Raw genomic sequence first — 19261 nt, 5'->3', positions numbered from 1 at the left:
AAGAATGAGGTGGAATCTCATTCTCGTCCGGCCTGAAGGAACAAAGCCCGAAAAGTGGTCTACGAAACCTTCAGGAGCGGTCCATGATTCACCCGTGTTCCCCCCGCAATGACAGGCTGCGCCATGCCGTGCGCGCCGCCGTGTTCGGCCTTGGCCTGGGCAGCGCCTGCGCACTGCCCGCGCAGGCCATGGCCGCACCTGCCAGCCAGCATCAGCAAATCGACTGGCACATTGCACCCGGCCCCTTGGCCACCGCGCTGGACCAGCTGGCCAGGCAAGGCGGCCTGAACCTGTCGTTCGATGCGAACAGCCTGCAAGGCAAGACCACCCGGGGCGTGCAGGGCCGCCACGAAAGTGCCCAGGCGCTGTCCATCCTGCTCCAGGGCAGTGCTGTGCAGGTGCAACAGGAGGGCGACAACAGCTTTCTGTTGATCCCTGCGGTGGACGCCGGCGGTGCGCTGGAGCTAGGAGCCACCAGCATCTCCAGCAACCGCCTGGGCGAAACCACCGAGAACACCGGCTCTTACACCACTGGCGCGGTCACCATCGGCAAGACCGCACAGAGCATCCGCCATACCCCGCAGTCAGTGACGGTGGTCACCCGCCAGCGCATCGACGACCAGAACATCACCAACCTCACCAGCCTGCTCGAACAGACCCCTGGCGTGGTGGTCAACCTCACTGACAGTGAGCGCGTGCAGTACTACTCGCGCGGCTACGCGATCGATGCCATCCAGTACGACGGCGCCACCGTGGTGCAAAGCAGCGGGGGTGGCTCGTTCATCCAGAGCGATTCGGCCATCATCGACCGCGCCGAAATCCTGCGCGGCGCCACCGGCATGATCCGTGGCGCGGGCAACCCGTCCGGCACCGTCAACCTGGTGCGCAAGCGGCCGGCGTACGAATTCCAGGGCGAAGGCAGCGTTACCCTCGGCTCCTGGGACGCCCAGCGCTATGTCGCCGATATCTCCGGCCCGCTGACAGAGACCGGCAATGTGCGTGGCCGCGTGATTGCGGTGCACGATGACAAGGACCACTTTCAGGACTCGCGCATGGAACGCAAGGAAGTGTTCTACGGCGTGCTGGCCTTCGACCTGAATGACAGCACCACCCTGACCACCGGCCTGGAATGGACCAAACTCGATGCCACCGGCGCCTGGGGCAACCTACCCGCCGACTATGATGGTTCGCCCCTGCCGCTGGGCCGCAGCACGTACCTGGGCGCCGACTGGAACCGTTGGGACCGCAGCAACCTGCAGACCTTCGCCGAGCTGGAGCACCGCTTCGACAACGACTGGAAGCTCAAGCTGATGGCCCAGCGCACGCATTTCAAGCTCGATGACAACGGTTTCAAGCAGACCTACTTCAGCCGCGCCACCGGCGCCGCCAACCCGACCAACAACCCTTACCTGATGAACTACCAGGTCACCGAGGGCGATGGTGGCGAAAGCCTGCAGAACAACCTGAGCGCTACCTTGAACGGGCCGTTCGACCTGCTGGGCCGCACCCACGAACTGATGCTCGGCGTCGAGCGCATCCGTAACGACTCTTACGCTTCGGCCACCAACTTCGTGAACTCCGGGGTGTTCGACATCCGCGAATGGGACCCAAAGAGCAGCCTGCCCGAACCGCACATCGACATCACTGCCCACCCGGTGCGCACGCGCACGACCCAAGAAGGTGCCTACGCCACTTGGCGCATTTCCCTGGCCGACCCGCTCACCGCGATCATCGGCGCCCGGGCCAACTGGTATGACTACGAACAAGAAAACAACACCCGGTCCAACGGCACGTTCAGCGTCGACAACAAGATCGTGCCCTACGCGGCGCTGATCTACGACCTCAACGACACCTTCAGCACCTACGCCAGCTACACCGAAATCTTCAACCCGCAAACCGCTACCGACGTCAGCGGCTCGGTGCTTGAGCCCGTCACCGGCGAGGCCTACGAGACGGGTATCAAGGGTGAGTTCTACGAGGGGCGGCTGAACGCCTCGCTAGCGTTCTTTCGCATCTACCAGGTGGGCAACCCGCTGGATGACGTGAGCGGCCCCAACCCCTGCCTGCCCAACTACACCTCGGGCTATTGCAAGGTCGCGGCCGGCAAGAACCGCAGCCAGGGTTTCGAACTGGAGATTTCCGGCGAAGTGCTGCCGGGCTGGAACGTGACCGGTGGCTATACCTACAACACCACCGAGTACCTCAAGGACACCAACACCAATACCGGCAATGCCATCCGCACCACCGACCCCAAGCGCATGCTGCGCCTGTTCACCAGCTATCGCCTGCCCGGGGAACTGGAAGCCTGGACCCTCGGCGGCGGCGTGCAGGCGCAGAGCGATATCTACAACCGCAGCGGCAGCGCCGAGGCATCACAGGCGGGATATGCGGTGTACAACGCCATGGTCAACTATCGGTTCAACGAGCACTACTCGTTGCAGCTCAATGCCAACAACGTCTTCGACAAGAAGTACTACCGCCAGGTGGCGCCAACGCCGACCGGGTATTACTGGGGTGACCCGCGCAATGTGTCGGTAACCTTGCGCGGCAGTTTCTGATCCAGGCTTCATCGCGGGTGAACCCACTGCCGGCGAAAGCGCCGGCAGTGGCAACAAGCGTCTTCAGTCCGCCAATGCCCGCAGCTTCCCCGCCCGCCGATACGACTGCCGCGCAAAGCACACGAACAGCCCAGCCATGATCGCCAGCGCCATCGGCAAGCCGTGCGGCGCCACATCCATCGCCGCACCGCTGACCAGCGGCCCGACCAAACTGCCCACACCCCACAGCAAGCCGACGCTGGCATTGGCGGTCACCAGGTCCTGGCCCTTGAACCGTTGCCCGATCAGCACCAGCGCCAGGGTGTAGATACCCCCTGCCACCGCGCCCAGCACCACCAGTAGAGGCCACAGCAGCCAAGTCATCTGCAGCAGCCACGGCAAGGCGATACCGATCGCCATCGCCACCAGCCCGCACACCAGGTGCAGCCCGGTGCGCTCGACCCGGTCGGCCAACCAGCCCAGGGGCAGTTGGAACACCATGTCACCGGCAAACACCACGGTCACCATCAGCGCCGCCACGCCCACGGCAAAGCCGTGGCTGGTGGCATACACCGGCAACAGCGACAGCACCACAGCGTCGAAGAACGAGAAGAACAGCACGGCCACGCACAGGGCCGGCGCTACGCGGAAGAAGCCTGCCAGGCCGAAACTTTTCTCGCCTTCATCGCCATGGGCCACACGGTCGTTGGGCACCGTGAACAAAATGCACAGCAGGGCCAGGCCATAACAGAGCGTGACCACGCCGGTAATCCACGGGCTGTTGGCGCCAAACACCGCGAGCATCGCGGGCCCAAGCACCTGGAAACCGGTGAAGCTGGTGGCATACAGGGCCATGATCTTGCCGCGGTTATGGTCCGGGCACAGTTCGTTGACCCACGATTCGCCGAGGATGATCGCGATCCCCATGCCGATCCCCAAGCCAAGGCGCAACACAGCCAGTAGCCAGATCGAGCTGAACGCCGACTCCAGCAAGGCGATGCTGACGGTACACAGGCTGAAGCACAGCAGGTAGATGGTGCGTCGGGTCAGCAGCCGGCAGCAGGCGTCGACCATGAACGCCGAGAGCATCATGCCCGCCGCAGGGATGGCCGAGATGATGCCGATTTCCAGGGTACCCGCCCCGGCCTCATGTAGGCGCAACGATACCAGCGGCAGGCTGGCCCCCAAGCTGAAGCCAACGACCGACACGGCGAACAGAAGGCCCGCCAGCAAACGCATGTTCATGTACCACTCCCAGCAAAACTGAAAAGACGCATAGATACAGGCGCCCACGCGCACGCCGGGACGGCGGACGACGCAGAGGCGCAGGTCAGTTCAGGATGCGGTGTGGCGAGAAGGTGAAGGCAAACAGCACGCTGCGGCGACGCTTGAGCACCGTATCGCTCGGCCACGCGCGACGCATGGCCTGGAGGGCAGGCTGGCGAGCATGTGGGAGGGACTGTGTACGGCGCATTGCTTTGGCTACTACGCAGGTGGGGGAACGAGGCGGCACTCTAGGCCATGCCCGGTGTGTCGTCAATTGCCGGGGCCGCGGCACGGCCCCGACCGGCTCAGCGCTTACCGGTATTGGGCAGAAACACCGCCAACAACCCGAACAATGGCAGGAACGAGCACAGACCGTACACGTACTCGATACCGCGCAAGTCCGCCAGGTACCCCAGCAGCGCCGCGCCAATCCCACCAAAGCCGAACATCAGGCCGAAGAAGATCCCGGCAATCATGCCCACGCTCCCCGGCACCAGCTCCTGGGCATACACCACAATCGCCGAAAACGCCGACGCCAGGATGAAGCCGATCACCACGCTCAGGACTGTGGTCCAGAACAGGTCGGCGTACGGCAGCACCAGGGTGAACGGCGCCACACCCAGGATCGAGAACCAGATCACCGCCTTGCGCCCGATACGGTCACCGATCGGGCCACCGAAGAACGTGCCCGCAGCCACCGCACCGAGGAACAGGAACAGGTGCAATTGCGAGCTGGCCACTGACAGGCCAAACTTCTCGATCAGGTAGAAGGTGAAATAACTGGTGAAACTGGCCATGTAGAAGTACTTGGAGAACACCAGCAGGCCCAGCACGATCAACGCAGCAATCACTCGCTGACGCGAAATGCCATGGGTGGCTTGTACCGCCTTGCGCGCCTTGGCCTGGTTGAGGTGCTCCTTGTACCAGCGGCGCAGCATCAACGTCACGGCGAAGAAGAACAGGCCCGCCACGCCGAACCAGGCCACGTGGGTCTGGCCAAAGGGAATGACGATGGCGGCCGCCAGCAGGGGGCCAAAGGCGGAACCGGCGTTGCCGCCGACCTGGAAGGTCGACTGTGCCAGGCCAAACCGCCCGCCCGAAGCCAGGCGCGCAATGCGTGAGGTTTCCGGGTGGAAGGTCGATGAGCCGATGCCCACCAGCGCCGAGGCCAGCAAAATCATCGGGAAGCTGCCGACGAAGGCCAGCATGACGATGCCCACCAGCGTGCACAACGTGCCCAGCGGAAGCAGGTTCGGCGCGGGGCGGCGGTCGGTGAAGAAACCGACCCAGGGCTGCAGCAGCGATGCGGTGACCTGGAACGTCAGCGTGATCAGGCCGATCTGGGCGAAGCTCAGGTCATAGTTGGCCTTGAGCATCGGATAGATCGCCGGCAGCACCGACTGGATAAGGTCATTGATCAGATGCGCCAGGGCGCAAAAGGCGATGATACGCATCACCAACGGGTTGGCTTGGCTCGCCGACCCGGTGCTGGCGGTGGAGGTGCTGCTGGTGGCCATGGGTTTGGATTCCGTCCGCTGGGTTGGGCACCGATTATCAGGAAACAAATGGATACATAGCTACCTTTTTATCCCTCCGTCAGTACGTACTTGTAAATGGTTCTCAATATATTTAGCATCTTCGCACCCATTGCCCCGTAATCGTTAGGCGAAACCGCCCTCTCGCGAGTACATCCCCATGAGCCCGATGCCCGCCACGCAGATTCAGGCCGATCCTCAGCAGGAAGCCTTGGAATGGTTCTCCCGCCTTCGCCAGCCTGGCTGCGATGAGCGCGAACGCCAGGCCTTCGCCCGCTGGTGCCAGGCCCCTCTCAACGCGCATGCCTACGCCGAGCTCGAAGCCTGTTGGCAAAAACTCCAACCGCCGGCAGCGCGCCCTCGCCCGCGCCAGATCCGAGCACGGCGCAGCCACCTCGGCAAAGCGCTGGCCTTGTTGTTTCTGCTGGTACTGGCTGCGCTGGCCTACCTGTTCTGGCCGTTGATGCAACGCCTGGGCAGCGAATTGCACACCGATGCAGGCGAACGGCGCAGCGTGCGCCTGGCCGACGGCTCGACCCTGCACCTGGATGGCGCGAGTGCGATGAACGTCGACCTGCGCGGGCGCACCCGGCTGTTACATCTGGTGCAGGGGCAGGTCTACCTGGAGGTGATGCTCGACGGCCGCGCCATGGAGGTGCAGGTGGACGAGGCCCGCATTCAGGTGTTCGGCACCCGCCTCATGTTGGCGCGACATGCCGACCATGACGAGTTGGTGGTGCTTAATGGCAAAGCCATGATCCTGCAGGGTAGCGACCAACGCATGGTGTCGGCAGGCGAACGGGTCACCTTCACGCAGGCGCGGATCAATCCGGTAAAAGAAATCGATGCCAAGACGGCTGCTACCTGGCGCACAGGGCACCTGGTCGCTACCGACATGCCTCTGGGGCAAGTCATCGAGCGCCTGGCGGGCTTCCAGGGCCGGCGGGTGTGGTGGATGGATGAAAAGGCCGCCTATCGACGCGTGACGGGCGACTTCAACCTCGACCGCGCGGGTGAAACCCTCGAGTCACTTGCTGCCGAACAGCAATTGCAGCTATTTGGTGTACTCGGGCAGTGGCTGATCGTGCGCTAGAACCGGGGTCGGTCGCTAAGTTTTTGAAAGCGTGTAAATTTTTTTTGAAATGAGTGTTGACACAGGGGCATCACAAGAGAATAATGCGCGCCATCGGCTACATAGCTCAGTTGGTTAGAGCATAGCATTCATAATGCTGGGGTCCGGGGTTCAAGTCCCTGTGTAGCCACCAAACTTGAAAAGGGCTTACCGCAAGGTAGGCCCTTTTCTTTTGCCCGCAGAAACGTTCTACCCCTTCCTCTCAGCGTATGCCGCTCACCGCCAGCGCCAGACCGAGCCCAATCAGCACCACACCCAACACGCGATCCACCGTGCGTTGCCGCTCGATCATTGCCCGGCGCAACGCTGCACTGGAAAAGAATACCGCCACCAGGCTGAACCACGCCCAATGCGCCAACGACATGAACGCGCCATAGGCGAAGTTCAGCGTCAGGGAGCTGCCGGGCTGGACTACCTGAGTATAAGCGCTGACCACGAAAAGCATGGTCTTGGGGTTGAGGGCATTGGTTAGAAAGCCCGTGCGCAGTGCAGCCAGCAGCCCCGCACCTGATACGCCCTCATCCAGGGTGATGCGCGTTGTGTTGGTCAACGACTGGTAGCCCAGATAGACCAGGTACCCCGCACCGAGCATTTTCATGGCCAGGAACAGCGTCGGGTTCTGGCCAATGATCACGGCAATGCCCAGCACCGTGTACAGCACATGGACCTGCACGCCCATTGCGATACCCACTGCTGCCGCCAGTCCCGCCTTGCGGCCCTGTGCATAACTGCTGCGGGTGACCATGGCGAAATCGGCGCCGGGGCTGATGACGGCCAGGAGGGTGAACAGGGCAACGGCAAGCAGTTCAATCACGCAGAGATCCTCGATAGGCGATGCAAACGCACAGATGCACGTATTATCGAGGCCGCTCATCATGGAAAAAATCGATTTATAGTGAATGAAATCCGCTAGGTTTTCTCACAGAGATTGGCTACCCGCCGGCATTGAGACACATCAAACCTATGAAACTGCCGCCACTCACCGCCTTCCACTACTTCAACATCGCCGCCGAAACCGAAAGCTTCGTGCGCGCCGCCGAACGGCTGCATGTCACCCACGGTGCAGTCAGCCGTCAGGTACGCCAGCTCGAAGAACACTTGGGCATCGAGCTGTTCGAGCGACGCAACCGGGCGATCTTCCTCACCCCGGCCGGTCGCGCCCTGCATGGCACCACCCAGGCCATCTTCGAACAACTCGAAGGCGCCGTGCAGCGCTTGCAACAGCAGGACCGGGACAACGTGCTGGTGCTCTCCTGCGAACCGACCATCGCCATGCGCTGGCTGATACCGCGCCTGCCGCGCTTTCATGCCGCCCACCCAGACCTGCAACTGCACCTGGTGGCCGCCGGCGGCCCCGTGGACTTCGCCCGCAGCGGCGTGGACCTGGCCCTGCGCCGCGACGACTTCCACTGGCCGCCCGCACTGCACAGCCTGAAGATCTGCGACGAATGGATTGGCCCGGTCAACCGTGATGGCGCCACCACGCTCGATGGCCAGCGCCTGCTGCACAGCAGTACCCGGCCCAGTGCCTGGCGTTCATGGTTGCACCTGAGCAACCGGCAGGCGCGCCACAGCCAACGCAGCGACTATGAACACTTCTACCTGTCGCTGCAGGCAGCCAGCGCGGGCCTCGGCCTGGCCATCGCCTCGGCGCTCATGGTGCGCGACGAAATCGACAGCGGGCAGCTGCAGGCGCCGTTCGGCTTCCTGCGCGACGGCTCTGCCTATCACTTGCTGAGCCCGCAGCCGCTGGATGAAGGTGGCAAGCGCCAGCGCTTTGCCGAATGGGTGATCGGTGAAAGCCAGGCCTGCCTTGCTCACTTAAGCTTGCTGCAGAACGACGAAGCAGCACTGCCATCCCCGCCCCAAGTGCGATAGCCCGCGGTGTCGACATGGATGCGGCCGGAAGGGTAACGCCCCAACCCCATGCTCCAGGCCAGGCCGTGCTGCTGCCAGAAGTGGCACAACGGATTGGGGTCGGCCCAAGCGGGTAACAAAATATCCACGGCGAAGGCACGGGTATGGGCGCTGCCCACCGCCCCGCCCGCACATCGGTTCAGGCTCGGGTCACGGTAGGCCGAAACCACTTCGAACTGGCGCAGGATGCCTTGATCATCCAGCGTCCTGATCAGTGCCAGCGTGGAACGCACGGCAGGCCAGTTGGCAGAGGGGGGAACGGCGAAGGGAGACGCCTTGCACAGCCGCCAGTCCGAAGCCGAGCGCAGCAACTGATGAATCGGCACTACGCCATAGAGGCGGGCATCGACGAGCATTTCGCGAAACGGCCGAGTCTGATGATCCCCAGCCCATTGGGCGAACATCCACAGACCGCGCTCATCGGCGTGCGTCACCCCAGCCATCAACGCGCCCGCCATTAGCCAGCCCTTTGCACTTCCCATTCCCGCTCCCCCACTCCAGTACGCACGCCCGCCCACCCCGGCGGTTCTGCTGACAAGGAGTTAAGCATGCGGGTGAAGCGCAGTGCCTGGAGGCGCGGGTTTATCTGCGAAAGGCGCCGGCACAGACAACGCGATATCAGTCTTCGAGCAAGGTGCAGGCCATTACCAAGGCATCTTCCCGCCCGCCAGCCACCGGGTAGTAATCCCGCCGGCGACCGATCTCGTTGAACCCATACCGCTCGTACAAACGATAGGCCGACTGGTTGCTTGCCCGCACTTCCAGGAAGCACTCCCGCCCATTGAGCTGATACGCCCGCGCCATCAGGTGCTCAAGCAGCCGCAAGCCCAGACCGCGCCCCTGGTTCTCGGGCTTGACGGTAATGTTGAGCAGGTGCGCCTCGTCGATGATCACATTGATCACACCATGGCCCACCTGCTGCTGGCCATCGAACATCAACCACACTTCGTAGGATTTGAGCGCATCCTGGAAAATCCCGCGGGTCCAGGGATGGCTGAACGCGGCATATTCGATCTTAAGCACGGCATCCAGATCCGCCTCGGTCATCGGGCGGAAACTGATCGAGTCACTCATTCAACGCTCTTCCAGCGCGCCATCAGCTGGCGCATCGCTTGCCAGACGTCCGCCTTGCGCTGCGGCTCGTCCATCAACAGTTCAAGGCCCGGCAAGGCCCAGGCATCGCCCAGGCCGTCGAGCTTCAGTACGCGGTAATAGGCTGTGTCGTCGGCATTGGCGGCAAAGCGCAGCGCCGGCAGGCCGACCAGCCACAGGCAGGTGCAGGCGGCTTCTTCAAGGCGCGCCTGGATGAAGCCCTGGACAAAATCACGTGCAGCGTCCGGGCCCTGGTCCATGTTGCCGCGCACCAGCAGCGGCCAGCGCACCGGCTCGCCGATGATCTGCGGGGCGTCGGGCAGGCCGGCGGCGCGCAGCATGTCCTTAAGTAGCAGGTAGGACGGATCGCGGCTCTGGAACGGTTGGCCGGTGGCCAGCTCGACCAGCAGCAGGCAACTGCCGGCGCGCAGCAGTTGCAGCGCAAACCGAGGGGGCGGGACCGGGGCCGGGCGCGGCGCCGGCGCCTCCGCTTGCGCCTCGACCGGCTTGGCAACGGGCTTGGGTAGGCTGCCTGGGCGCGGGATTTCGATCTTCGGGCGCTCGACGGAGCGGGCCTGAGGGGCGGCCGGCGCCTCATTGGCAGCCGGTGCACTGGGCCGGGTCTCGAACTCGGCTTCCTCAACCGGAGCCTGCGGCATCAGCAGCTCGGGGCGCGACGGTGCGGCAAACGGCAGTTCGGCGCGCGGCAGCCAATGCACCACTTGCATGGCGGAAAGGTAGGCGCGTCGGCGGGGCTCGGTCAGCAAGGCACGGGTATCCGGGAGGTTGAATCAATCGGGCATTCTAACGCTGTTGGCCAACGAGCGCCGCAACTGGTCGGCAGAAAATTGCTGGCTGTACCGGCCTCATCGCCGGCAAGTCTGCCATGGGGCCAGGGAAAACCCCTATCAAGAACCAGGGCGAACGCTCATTACAGACCAAGGGGTGAAATCCTCCCCCCGGGATGCAGTACAATCGCCCCCTTTTACTTGGCAACGAGTAGACGCCAATGATCGAACCCAAGCGCGTCCTGCGCGCCCTAGCCGAACACTGGGCCCTGATCGAGCCGCTGTGCGAGCGTTTCGACCAAGGCACCCTGAGCCTGGTCGAGCTGCGCCAGCAACTGGGCCGCCAGCAGGTGGAAAGCACGCCGCAGGACATCACCCAGCTGCTCGACGTGTGGATCCGCCTGGATATTCTGGTGCCGGTGGCCAAGAGCCCGAACCGCTTCGAGCTCAATGCCCAGATCCACGACTTCCTCGCCTACCTGCGCCGCGAGCACCGCCTGGGCCTGTGCCTGGAGATCGAGGCCTACCTGCGCCACCTCGAGCGCCTTGCCGGGCATATCCAGGATGCCTTCGACAACCGCGACAGCGACGACCTGGCACGCCAGCTGCGCCTGCTCGACATGCGCGTGCGCGACGTGCTGAAGAAGCTCGACAACGACGAGCAGGCCCTGGTGGCCGTGGCTGAACGGGCCAAGACCAGCAACCGCCAGATCCCGCTGCGCCAGCGCTATGCCGAAGTCCTGGCGACCTGGGACGAATACGTCGAGCCGATGATCCAGCTGGTCAATGCCGACGGCGCCTTCGAACAGGGCGTGCGCAAGGTCGAAACCGTGCTGCTGAAACTGCTTGGCGAGCAGGCGCGCCTGGGCCACCTGGTCGACGACGACATGCTGCTGCGCACCCACGCCCGCATTCTCGAAATGCAGACCAGTGCCCAGTTGACCCTGCGCCACGCCCGCGAACTGCTGCTGCCACTGCGTGAAGAAGCCCGCCGCCACAATGCCGTGACCCGTGGCGCCGCCCTGGCCCTGTCGGTGATCCGGCGCAAAGGCATCGACGCCGTGCCGCAGTCGGCCATGCCGTTGTTCACCCGCCCGCAAAGCACCTTTCTTGGCAGCGCCAGCCAGGTCGAGGCCTACGTCTATGCCCTGGCCCGCTTCGAGCCGAAACCGGCCAGGTTCCCCAAGGCGCACAAGACCGACAAAGGCCCGCTGCCGCGCGCGCCGCGCACCGTCAAGGAAATGCTCGAACGCTGCGAAGACGCCCTGCCCTTGCCCGACCTGATGGTCTGGCTACTGGACCAGGAGCCCGAAGGCGCTACCGACGAACTGCTGTACTGGTTCTCGCGCCTCTCGCGGGAGAAGCGCTTCAAGCGCGAGCGCCTCGAACGCCGCGAGTACATCACCCACGAACACCTGGTCAGCCTGCGTTCGTTCGCCCTGACATCCAGCCGCGAAGCGCAACCTGAAACCAACGCGAGCCCAGCCAATGCATCTTGATCTTTCCGAACTGTCCCAGCTCGCGCCGATCTTCCGTGAGCTGTTCAAGGGTTTCCACGTCAGCCGCCGCGACCCGGAGCTGTACGCCCAGTTGTCGAACTTCCAGGACCAATACCGCACCCTGTTCAAGGCCCTGGGCTTCGAGCTGGTTTGCGACACCCGGGGCTTCTACTACTTCGTCCCCGATCAGGCTGCCGCGCAGGTCAACAAGACCGCCCAGCGCCTGTCGCTGTTCACCTTCATCCTGGTCGAGCACCTCGCCGACCAGGGCCGCGACCCCATGGCCGTGCTCGACGGCGGCAGCATCGGCCGTGACGAACTGCCCTCGCTGCTGGACAAGTACCGTGACCTGTTCCTGCAGGCCGAGGTACAGACCGTCGACGAGCTGGAAGAAAAGATCATGCGCCGCATGACCCAGCTTGGCTTCGCCCATGAAGAAGGCGGCATCTACCGCTTCCTGCCGCCGATGCACCGTTTCCTCGATGTGTGCCTGTCGGTGCAGCAGGACCGCGACCTGGCCGCCAGCCTGCACAGCGACTTGCCCCTGCCGACCCCGGTGTTGGTCGAGGAAGAAAGCCCCGAAGAGCTGGCACGCACCGAGGACCCGCTCGACCTCACCCCGTTCGAGGGCGAGGAAAGCGAAGAGCAGGCCCTGGCCCGGGCCATCCGCGAAGAGCAACAGGAGATTGACGCATGAGCCAGGAACGCTACGGCATCCGCCGCTTCGCATTGCTCAACACCGCCGGCTACAGCCTTGGCCTGTTCCCGCTGGAGCACCCACTGTCGGTCTACGGCGCCAACAACCTGGGCAAATCCGCCTCGATCAACGCCCTGCAGTTCCCGATCCTGGCGCGCATGTCCGACATGAGCTTCGGCAAGTACAGCCTGGAGCAGTCGCGGCGCTTCTACTTCGCCAGTGACACCTCGTACATCCTCTGCGAACTGAACCTGCCCCATGGCCCGCATGTGATCGGCGTGGTCGGCCGCGGCCCGGGCGGCGGTTTCGGCCACCAGTTCTTCGCTTACAAAGGCGAGCTGGACCTGGCCCACTACCAGAAGAACGACACCTGCCTGCGCCAGAAGGAACTGTTCACCAACCTCGAGCGCCTGGGCCTGAAAGCCTATGAACTGAAGCCGGACGAACTGCGCAGGCTGCTGGTGGGCGGTCACACGTCGGTACCACTGGACCTGACCCTGATCCCGCTGCGCTCGACCAGCGAGCAAAGCCTCAAGACCTTCCGCGCGCTGTTCATCAACCTGCTGCACATGCGCGAAATCACCGCCGCCAAGCTCAAGCAGCTGTTCCTCGACGCCTTCGAGCACAGCCTGCGCTCGGGCAGCGTCGACTACATCGCCGCCTGCGAAGAAGCCTTCCGCGATGTGCGCCGCATGGAGCAGGACTACAACGCCCTGGTTGCCGCTGGCCCGCTGGTCGAGGCCCTGGCCGGTGGCGTGGCCCAGCGCGACATCCTGCGCGGCAAACTGCACCGCCTTTCGCCCCTGCTCGACAACCTGCTGGGTACCTGGCAGGAATACGCCATGGCGCGCAAGGAAGAGCTGGTGATCCAGGCCGAGCACTACCGTGGCGAGCAAGACCGCCTGCAAAACGACCAGCGTGGCGGCACCCAGGAGCTCATGCGCCTGGAGCGCGAGATCACCGGCATCCAGCGCTGGCTCGGCGAGCTGTCGGTGCTCAAGCACCGCTTTGCCCTGGTCGATGACGTCAAGGTGCTGGAGCAGCAACTGCTGGCCGCCAAGGACGCCCACGACGAACTGGCCGGCGCCCTGGCCCAGTCGCGTCAGTTCAGCGCTGAAGACCTGGACGAGCGCGTACGTGACTTGGAAAAACGCCTGAAGCAGGTCAAGCAGCAGCTCGACCATGCCGACAACAACAGCTACGCCCGCCTGCGTGAAGAGTTCTCGCAACAGGATGTCGACCGCCTGATGCGCCTGTTCAATGGCGCGCTGTTCAGCCTGCCACTGGGCGAGCGTGGCATCGAGCTGGACGACAGCGACCTGTGGGTGAAGTCGCTGGAAGCCGTGCTCGATGGTTTCAAGGGCGAGCGCTTCGAGGCGCCGGGCATCTCCATCGACATTTCGCACATCGATCCGCCAGCGCTGCAGGCCCTGGCCGACCGCGCCGCCCTGCGCGACCAGAAGGACCGCCTGGAGCGCGAGCTCAAACAGCTCAGGACCCAGCAGTCGGTGGCCGCCGACCGCACAGCCTCCAAGGCCCAGACCGAAGCGCTGTACCAACAGGTACTGGATGCGCAGAAGGCCCTGGAAGACTATCGTCGCAGCGAAACCCTGACGGCTGAAGAGCCGGAAAAAATGGAACAGCTAGCGCAACTGGAAGCCGCCCAGGATGAACTCAAGCGCTCCAGCGATGCGTTCACCGAGCGCGTCCAGCAGCTGTCGGCCAAGCTGCAACTGGTCGGCCGGCAGATCGCCGACCTGGAAGCCAAGCAGCGCACCCTGGAAGACGCCCTGCGCCGCCGCCAGCTGCTGCCTGCCGACCTGCCCTTCGGCACACCGTTCATGGAAGCGGTCGACGACTCCATGGACAACCTGTTGCCGCTTCTCAACGATTACCAGGACAGCTGGCAGGGCCTGCAACGCGTCGACAACCAGATCGAAGCGCTGTACGCCCAGGTACGCCTCAAGGGCGTGGCCAAGTTCGACAGCGAAGACGACATGGAGCGCCGCCTGCAACTGCTGGTCAACGCCTATGCACACCGCACCGACGAAGCGCTGACCCTGGCCAAGGCTCGCCGCGCCGCGGTCACCGACATCGCCCGGACCCTGCGCAACATCCGCAGCGACTACGACAGCCTCGAGCATCAGTTGGCCCTGTTCAACCGCGAGATCAACAAGCGCCAAGTCTCCAACCTGGAGAGCTTCCGCGTGGTGCTGGCGCCGAACAAGGAAGCGCTCAAGCACATCGACCAGATCATCCACAGCGCCGGCCAGTACGAAGAAGGCGAGACCCTGTCGGTATTCGACCTGACACAAAGCGCCGAGCAGGATCACAAGAACGAAGAGGCCAAGGAGTACCTGGCACGGCTGGTGGCGGCCAACCACAACCAGCTGGGCTTGAAGGACCTGTTCGAACTGGCCTTCGAGATCACCAAGATCAACAGCCAGCCGGTGATCCACGCCGACATCGACGGCGCCGCGTCCAACGGCACGACCATGACCATCAAGGCGCTGACCAACATGTACCTGTTGCTGCACCTGATGGACCGCGACCTGGCCGGGCGCATTCGCCTGCCGTACTACCTCGACGAGGCGGCGGACATCGACGAACGCAACCAGGCTGCGCTGCTGGAGACCAGCCTGCAACTGGGCTTCGTGCCGATTCTGGCGAGCGTGAAGCCGCAGGTATCGGCACATGTGGCGATCGACCTGGAAGGCGGTAGCGGACCGAATGGCATCTACATCGACGAGGCGGACTGGAAGTACATCAGCCGCCGGGATGTAGAAAAGGCAGTTGTGAAGGATCAGGCCGAGGCGTTGGCCTGATAGTGGGGTATTGGGGCCGCTTTGCGGCCCTTTCGCCGACAAGCCGGCGCCTACAGGGATCTCCACAGCCCTCAAGAGCAGTGGTAACCCTGTGGGAGCTGGCTTGCCAGCGATTGGAGGCCAAAGGCCTCCCGATTACATCAATGTGCCCAAGGTAGGATCGGGATCGCCGTCACCGCATTCTGCGGGCTGCCTTCGATCATGCGGTCGCTGTACACCAGATACACCAGCGTATTGCGCTTCTTGTCGAGAAAGCGCACCACCTGCATGGTCTTGAACACCAGCGAGGTGCGCTCCTTGAACACTTCATCGCCGTCCTTCAATTCACCCTTGAAGCTGATCGGCCCAACCTGGCGGCAGGCAATCGACGCCTCCGCACGGTCCTCGGCCAGCCCCAGGCCGCCTTTCACACCGCCCGTCTTGGCACGCGACAGGTAGCAGGTCACGCCCTCGACCTTGGGGTCGTCAAAGGCCTCGACCACGATGCGGTCGTTCGGCCCGACGAACTTGAATACAGTCGACACCCGGCCGATTTCTTCCGCCCCAGCCAGCATCGGCAGCGCCAGCGCCGCCACGGCAATCATCCTTTTCAGCACGTTCGCTCCTTCCTCAGACCAATACCAGGTTGTCGCGATGCACCAGCTCCGGCTCGGCGCTGTAGCCAAGAACGGCCTCGATGGCATCGGACGACTGGCCGATGATTTTCTGTGCTTCCAATGCGCTGTAGTTGGCCAGGCCCCGGGCCACTTCAAGGCCGTCCGGGCCCACGCACACCACCATCTCACCACGACGGAAGCTGCCTTGTACGGTCTTAACGCCCACCGGCAGCAGGCTCTTGTTGGCCTGGCGCAGGGCCTGCACGGCACCGGCGTCAAGGACCAGGGTGCCACGGGTTTGCAGGTGACCAGCCAGCCATTGCTTGCGCGCTGCCAGCATGCCGCGCTCGGGCGACAACAGGGTCCCCAGACGCTCACCCGCCTTCAGGCGGTCGAGCACACGCTCGATCCGGCCACCAATGATGATGGTGTGAGCACCAGAACGGGCCGCCAGCCGCGCAGCGCGCAACTTGGTCTGCATGCCACCACGGCCCAGGGCACCACCGGTGCCGCCGGCGACCGCGTCGAGCGACGGGTCATCGGCACGTGCTTCGTAGATCAGCTGAGCTTGCGGGTTATTACGCGGGTCGGCGTCGAACATGCCGTCGCGGTCGGTGAGAATCACCAGCAGGTCGGCTTCGACCAGGTTGGCAACCAGCGCGGCCAGGGTGTCGTTGTCGCCGAAGCGAATTTCGTCGGTGACCACGGTATCGTTTTCATTGATCACCGGCACCACGCCCAAATCAACCAGCGTACGCAGGGTGCTGCGGGCGTTGAGGTAACGCTTGCGATCAGACAGGTCGTCGTGGGTCAGAAGGATCTGCGCGGTGTGCTTGCCGTGCTCGCCGAAGCTCGACTCCCACGCCTGCACCAGGCGCATCTGGCCGATCGAAGCGGCGGCCTGCAGCTCGTTCATCGCGCTCGGTCGGGAGGTCCAGCCCAGCTGGCTCATGCCGGCAGCCACGGCCCCGGAGGAGACCAGTACCAACTCCACGCCCGCCTCACGCAGCGCCACCATCTGCTCGACCCATACGGCCATGGCACCACGGTCGAGGCCCTTGCCATCCGCCGTGAGCAGCGCACTGCCGATCTTCACGACCCAGCGCTTGGCGCCAGTCACCTTGCTTCGCATCTTCTCTTCCAACCTATGTCGAATCTGTAGATACCGTAGATACAAAAACGCCGCTCCAAAAGAGCGGCGTTTAGTGTACTGCAACCGGTCAGTCGCGCACGTAAATGATTTCTGGGCCGTCTTCGTCGTCCTCGAAATCGTCATCCCAACCGTCATCGTCGCCGATGTCGTGCACACTCTTGACGCCTGTACGGCGCAGGGTGCGCGCATCGTCCAGGGCCTGCAGCTGGGCACGGGCTTCGTCTTCGATGCGCTGGTCCAGCTCGGCCAGCTCTGCGGCGTAGGCCGGGTCGTTGGCCAGGCGGTCGGCACGGTCTTCGATGTAGCGCATCAGGTCGCGGCTGAGCTGCTCGGTACCCTGCTTGGAGATGGCCGAGATCACATAGACCGGGCCTTCCCACTGCAGGCGCTCGACCACTTCCTTGACCCGCTCGTCGCGCTCGTCGTCCATCAGCATGTCCGACTTGTTCAGCACCAGCCAACGCTCACGGTCGGTCAGCGACGGGCTGAAGCGGGTCAGCTCGTTGATGATCACTTCAGCGGCGTCTGCCGGGCTGCTGCCATCCAGCGGCGCCAGGTCGACCAGGTGCAGCAGCACGCGGGTACGGGCCAGGTGCTTGAGGAAGCGGATGCCCAGGCCAGCACCGTCGGAAGCGCCTTCGATCAAACCCGGAATGTCGGCGATGACGAAGCTCTTCCAGCGATCGACGCTGACAACACCCAGGTTAGGTACCAGGGTGGTGAACGGGTAATCGGCAACTTTCGGCTTGGCAGCCGATACCGAACGGATGAACGTGCTCTTGCCCGCGTTCGGCAGGCCCAGCAGGCCCACATCAGCCAGGACCTTCAGCTCCATCTTCAGGTCACGCTGATCACCCGGCTTGCCTGGAGTGGTCTGGCGTGGCGCACGGTTGGTGCTGGACTTGAAACGGGTGTTGCCCAGGCCGTGCCAGCCGCCTTGGGCAACCATCAGTTTCTGGCCTGGGGTGACCAGGTCACCGATCACTTCCTGGGTCGAGGCATCGATCACGGTGGTGCCGACCGGCACGCGCAGGAACAGGTCATCGCCCTTCTTGCCGGTGCAATCGGTGCTGCCACCGTTGGCGCCGCGCTGGGCTTCGTGGTGACGGGTGTAGCGATAGTCGACCAGGGTGTTGAGGTTTTCATCGGCCACCATGTAGACCGAACCACCATCACCACCGTCGCCACCGTTGGGGCCACCGTTCTCGATGAATTTTTCGCGACGGAAGCTCATGCAACCGTTACCGCCGTCACCGGCCTTGACCCGAATGGATACTTCGTCAACAAACTTCATTCAAAAACCGCCTCTCGCCTTCCGACGAGCTGAATACTTAAAAAACCTGAGGCTCTTGCAAAAATGAGCGCGGCGGCCCCGTACGACCGTAGAAACCCACGCCGGCAGCCCATACAAACAGCTTTGCAAGAGGCTCACCACAAACGAAAAAGCCCCGTCGCATGACGGGGCTTCTGGAGCGACGTCGCGATTAAGCGGCGACGATGCTCACGTAACGGCGGTTGAACTCGCCTTTCTTCTCGAACTTGATCACGCCTTCGATCTTGGCGAACAGGGTGTGATCCTTGCCCATGCCAACGCCGTAACCGGCGTGGAACTGGGTGCCGCGCTGGCGGACGATGATGTTGCCGGCCTTGATGACCTGGCCGCCATACATCTTCACGCCAAGGCGTTTCGATTCTGAGTCGCGACCGTTACGAGTACTACCACCAGCCTTCTTGTGAGCCATGGTTCAATTCTCCAAATAAATTCAGGGGATCTGAGCGATTAAGCCTGGATACCGGTGATTTTGATCTCGGTGAACCACTGGCGGTGGCCCATACGCTTCATGTGGTGCTTACGGCGACGGAACTTGATGATGCGTACTTTATCGTGACGGCCTTGCGAAACGACTTCGGCAACAACTTTGGCGCCGGCGACGACTGGAGCGCCGATGGTGACTTCTTCACCGTTGGCGACCAGCAGAACGCGATCGAAAGTCACGGATTCGCCAGTAGCGACTTCCAGTTTTTCGATTTTGAGGAATTCACCTTCAGCGACTTTGTACTGCTTGCCGCCGGTAACGATTACTGCGTAAGACATGGGTATTTCTCCGATAATCCTGCTCACCCAGCGCTTTATATGATGAGTATTGGCTGGCATGGCTGCACTGGGCTGGAACGGCCCGGTGCAATTGCGTAAGGCAGGTGCTGCCCAGGAAGTTAGGGTGCG

The 19261-nt window shown here is 63.3% G+C and carries 18 protein-coding genes and 1 tRNA gene; 7 read left to right on the top strand and 12 right to left on the bottom strand.

Annotated features, from left to right (window positions below):
* Positions 1 to 83 precede the first annotated feature (83 nt).
* Complete coding sequence (locus APH34_RS08240; RefSeq protein ID WP_054900683.1) at positions 84 to 2558, top strand: TonB-dependent receptor; 2475 nt, start codon at positions 84 to 86, stop codon at positions 2556 to 2558.
* Between the two features lie 63 nt (positions 2559 to 2621).
* Here the strand turns inward: APH34_RS08240 and APH34_RS08235 are convergent, their stop codons facing one another.
* The 3 genes from APH34_RS08235 to APH34_RS08230 form a co-directional block, all read right to left on the bottom strand.
* Positions 2622 to 3782 carry an MFS transporter gene (locus APH34_RS08235; RefSeq protein ID WP_054900682.1) on the bottom strand — a complete coding sequence of 387 codons (1161 nt, stop codon included), beginning with the start codon at positions 3780 to 3782 and terminating at the stop codon, positions 2622 to 2624.
* A gap of 85 nt (positions 3783 to 3867) precedes the next feature.
* A complete protein-coding gene (locus tag APH34_RS29520; RefSeq protein WP_176513487.1) occupies positions 3868 to 4011 on the bottom strand; it encodes a hypothetical protein in 144 nt (47 codons plus the stop codon).
* Between the two features lie 97 nt (positions 4012 to 4108).
* Positions 4109 to 5320, bottom strand: a complete 1212-nt coding sequence (locus APH34_RS08230) for an MFS transporter (RefSeq protein ID WP_054900681.1) — start codon at positions 5318 to 5320, stop codon at positions 4109 to 4111.
* A 178-nt stretch (positions 5321 to 5498) separates the two neighbouring features.
* On the opposite strand from APH34_RS08230, the gene APH34_RS08225 reads away from it, so the two are divergent.
* Both APH34_RS08225 and APH34_RS08220 read left to right on the top strand, forming a co-directional pair.
* Positions 5499 to 6431, top strand: a complete 933-nt coding sequence (locus APH34_RS08225) for a FecR domain-containing protein (RefSeq protein ID WP_256215541.1) — start codon at positions 5499 to 5501, stop codon at positions 6429 to 6431.
* Positions 6432 to 6526: 95 nt separating this feature from the next.
* Positions 6527 to 6603: transfer RNA gene (locus tag APH34_RS08220), tRNA-Met, on the top strand.
* 69 nt (positions 6604 to 6672) lie between these two features.
* Here APH34_RS08220 and APH34_RS08215 read toward each other — a convergent pair.
* Entirely contained in the window at positions 6673 to 7284 is a 612-nt protein-coding gene (locus APH34_RS08215; RefSeq protein ID WP_054900679.1) for a LysE family translocator, read from the bottom strand.
* A 149-nt stretch (positions 7285 to 7433) separates the two neighbouring features.
* Between APH34_RS08215 and APH34_RS08210 the strand changes: the two genes are divergently transcribed.
* A complete protein-coding gene (locus tag APH34_RS08210) occupies positions 7434 to 8348 on the top strand; it encodes a LysR substrate-binding domain-containing protein (protein WP_054900678.1) in 915 nt (304 codons plus the stop codon).
* On the opposite strand, the gene APH34_RS08205 is transcribed toward APH34_RS08210, so the two are convergent.
* From APH34_RS08205 to APH34_RS08195, 3 genes are all read right to left on the bottom strand, one after another.
* Positions 8288 to 8869 (bottom strand): D-Ala-D-Ala carboxypeptidase family metallohydrolase, encoded by a 582-nt coding sequence (locus tag APH34_RS08205; protein WP_177337016.1) that lies wholly within the window; start codon positions 8867 to 8869, stop codon positions 8288 to 8290. The two genes, APH34_RS08210 and APH34_RS08205, sit on opposite strands and share 61 nt — an antisense overlap.
* Positions 8870 to 9005: 136 nt before the next feature.
* A complete protein-coding gene (rimI, locus tag APH34_RS08200; RefSeq protein WP_046616794.1) occupies positions 9006 to 9461 on the bottom strand; it encodes a ribosomal protein S18-alanine N-acetyltransferase in 456 nt (151 codons plus the stop codon).
* Positions 9458 to 10246, bottom strand: coding sequence for a hypothetical protein (locus tag APH34_RS08195; RefSeq protein ID WP_054900676.1), 789 nt, complete (start codon positions 10244 to 10246; stop codon positions 9458 to 9460). Before APH34_RS08195 ends, rimI begins: the two co-directional genes overlap by 4 nt.
* Positions 10247 to 10488: 242 nt before the next feature.
* Here APH34_RS08195 and mksB point away from each other — a divergent pair, with 242 nt between their 5' ends.
* Genes mksB through mksF form a run of 3 tightly spaced genes read left to right on the top strand, consistent with a single transcriptional unit; the run spans position 10489 to position 15288 of the window.
* A complete protein-coding gene (gene mksB / locus APH34_RS08190) occupies positions 10489 to 11766 on the top strand; it encodes an Mks condensin complex protein MksB (protein ID WP_054900675.1) in 1278 nt (425 codons plus the stop codon).
* Positions 11756 to 12463 (top strand): Mks condensin complex protein MksE, encoded by a 708-nt coding sequence (mksE, locus tag APH34_RS08185; RefSeq protein ID WP_054900674.1) that lies wholly within the window; start codon positions 11756 to 11758, stop codon positions 12461 to 12463. The genes mksB and mksE overlap by 11 nt, the downstream gene beginning before the upstream one ends.
* Positions 12460 to 15288, top strand: a complete 2829-nt coding sequence (gene mksF, locus APH34_RS08180) for an Mks condensin complex protein MksF (protein WP_054900673.1) — start codon at positions 12460 to 12462, stop codon at positions 15286 to 15288. Before mksE ends, mksF begins: the two co-directional genes overlap by 4 nt.
* Positions 15289 to 15428: 140 nt before the next feature.
* Here the strand turns inward: mksF and APH34_RS08175 are convergent, their stop codons facing one another.
* The 5 genes from APH34_RS08175 to rplU all read right to left on the bottom strand — a co-directional run bounded on the left by APH34_RS08175 (position 15429) and on the right by rplU (position 19132).
* The gene (locus APH34_RS08175; RefSeq protein ID WP_054900672.1) at positions 15429 to 15872 is read right to left on the bottom strand and encodes a CreA family protein; all 444 of its coding nucleotides are present in this window, start codon (positions 15870 to 15872) and stop codon (positions 15429 to 15431) included.
* A 25-nt stretch (positions 15873 to 15897) separates the two neighbouring features.
* Entirely contained in the window at positions 15898 to 17016 is a 1119-nt protein-coding gene (proB, locus tag APH34_RS08170) for a glutamate 5-kinase (RefSeq protein WP_054900671.1), read from the bottom strand.
* Positions 17017 to 17104: 88 nt separating this feature from the next.
* Positions 17105 to 18331, bottom strand: coding sequence for an Obg family GTPase CgtA (gene cgtA / locus APH34_RS08165; RefSeq protein WP_054900670.1), 1227 nt, complete (start codon positions 18329 to 18331; stop codon positions 17105 to 17107).
* 190 nt (positions 18332 to 18521) lie between these two features.
* Positions 18522 to 18779 (bottom strand): 50S ribosomal protein L27, encoded by a 258-nt coding sequence (rpmA, locus tag APH34_RS08160; protein ID WP_023382395.1) that lies wholly within the window; start codon positions 18777 to 18779, stop codon positions 18522 to 18524.
* A gap of 38 nt (positions 18780 to 18817) precedes the next feature.
* Positions 18818 to 19132, bottom strand: coding sequence for a 50S ribosomal protein L21 (rplU, locus tag APH34_RS08155; RefSeq protein WP_003247466.1), 315 nt, complete (start codon positions 19130 to 19132; stop codon positions 18818 to 18820).
* Positions 19133 to 19261: the final 129 nt, after the last annotated feature.

The organism is Pseudomonas sp. NBRC 111131, assembly GCF_001320525.1.
In the GTDB taxonomy this organism is placed as follows: domain Bacteria; phylum Pseudomonadota; class Gammaproteobacteria; order Pseudomonadales; family Pseudomonadaceae; genus Aquipseudomonas; species Aquipseudomonas ceruminis.
The sequence above is the reverse complement of the archived record's forward strand: the minus strand, read 5'-3'. Positions and strand labels throughout refer to the sequence as shown.

Excerpts from the sequence above, each read along its gene's own strand:
- rplU (WP_003247466.1), bottom strand. The coding sequence starts at position 19,132 with ATGTCTTACGCAGTAATCGTTACCGGCGGCAAGCAGTACAAAGTCGCT.
- mksB (WP_054900675.1), top strand. The coding sequence starts at position 10,489 with ATGATCGAACCCAAGCGCGTCCTGCGCGCCCTAGCCGAACACTGGGCC.
- APH34_RS08205 (WP_177337016.1), bottom strand. The coding sequence starts at position 8,869 with ATGGGAAGTGCAAAGGGCTGGCTAATGGCGGGCGCGTTGATGGCTGGG.
- mksF (WP_054900673.1), top strand. The coding sequence starts at position 12,460 with ATGAGCCAGGAACGCTACGGCATCCGCCGCTTCGCATTGCTCAACACC.
- APH34_RS08225 (WP_256215541.1), top strand. The coding sequence starts at position 5,499 with ATGAGCCCGATGCCCGCCACGCAGATTCAGGCCGATCCTCAGCAGGAA.
- rpmA (WP_023382395.1), bottom strand. The coding sequence starts at position 18,779 with ATGGCTCACAAGAAGGCTGGTGGTAGTACTCGTAACGGTCGCGACTCA.
- APH34_RS08175 (WP_054900672.1), bottom strand. The coding sequence starts at position 15,872 with ATGATTGCCGTGGCGGCGCTGGCGCTGCCGATGCTGGCTGGGGCGGAA.
- APH34_RS29520 (WP_176513487.1), bottom strand. The coding sequence starts at position 4,011 with ATGCGCCGTACACAGTCCCTCCCACATGCTCGCCAGCCTGCCCTCCAG.
- APH34_RS08235 (WP_054900682.1), bottom strand. The coding sequence starts at position 3,782 with ATGAACATGCGTTTGCTGGCGGGCCTTCTGTTCGCCGTGTCGGTCGTT.
- APH34_RS08230 (WP_054900681.1), bottom strand. The coding sequence starts at position 5,320 with ATGGCCACCAGCAGCACCTCCACCGCCAGCACCGGGTCGGCGAGCCAA.
- APH34_RS08210 (WP_054900678.1), top strand. The coding sequence starts at position 7,434 with ATGAAACTGCCGCCACTCACCGCCTTCCACTACTTCAACATCGCCGCC.
- proB (WP_054900671.1), bottom strand. The coding sequence starts at position 17,016 with ATGCGAAGCAAGGTGACTGGCGCCAAGCGCTGGGTCGTGAAGATCGGC.
- APH34_RS08240 (WP_054900683.1), top strand. The coding sequence starts at position 84 with ATGATTCACCCGTGTTCCCCCCGCAATGACAGGCTGCGCCATGCCGTG.
- cgtA (WP_054900670.1), bottom strand. The coding sequence starts at position 18,331 with ATGAAGTTTGTTGACGAAGTATCCATTCGGGTCAAGGCCGGTGACGGC.
- mksE (WP_054900674.1), top strand. The coding sequence starts at position 11,756 with ATGCATCTTGATCTTTCCGAACTGTCCCAGCTCGCGCCGATCTTCCGT.
- rimI (WP_046616794.1), bottom strand. The coding sequence starts at position 9,461 with ATGAGTGACTCGATCAGTTTCCGCCCGATGACCGAGGCGGATCTGGAT.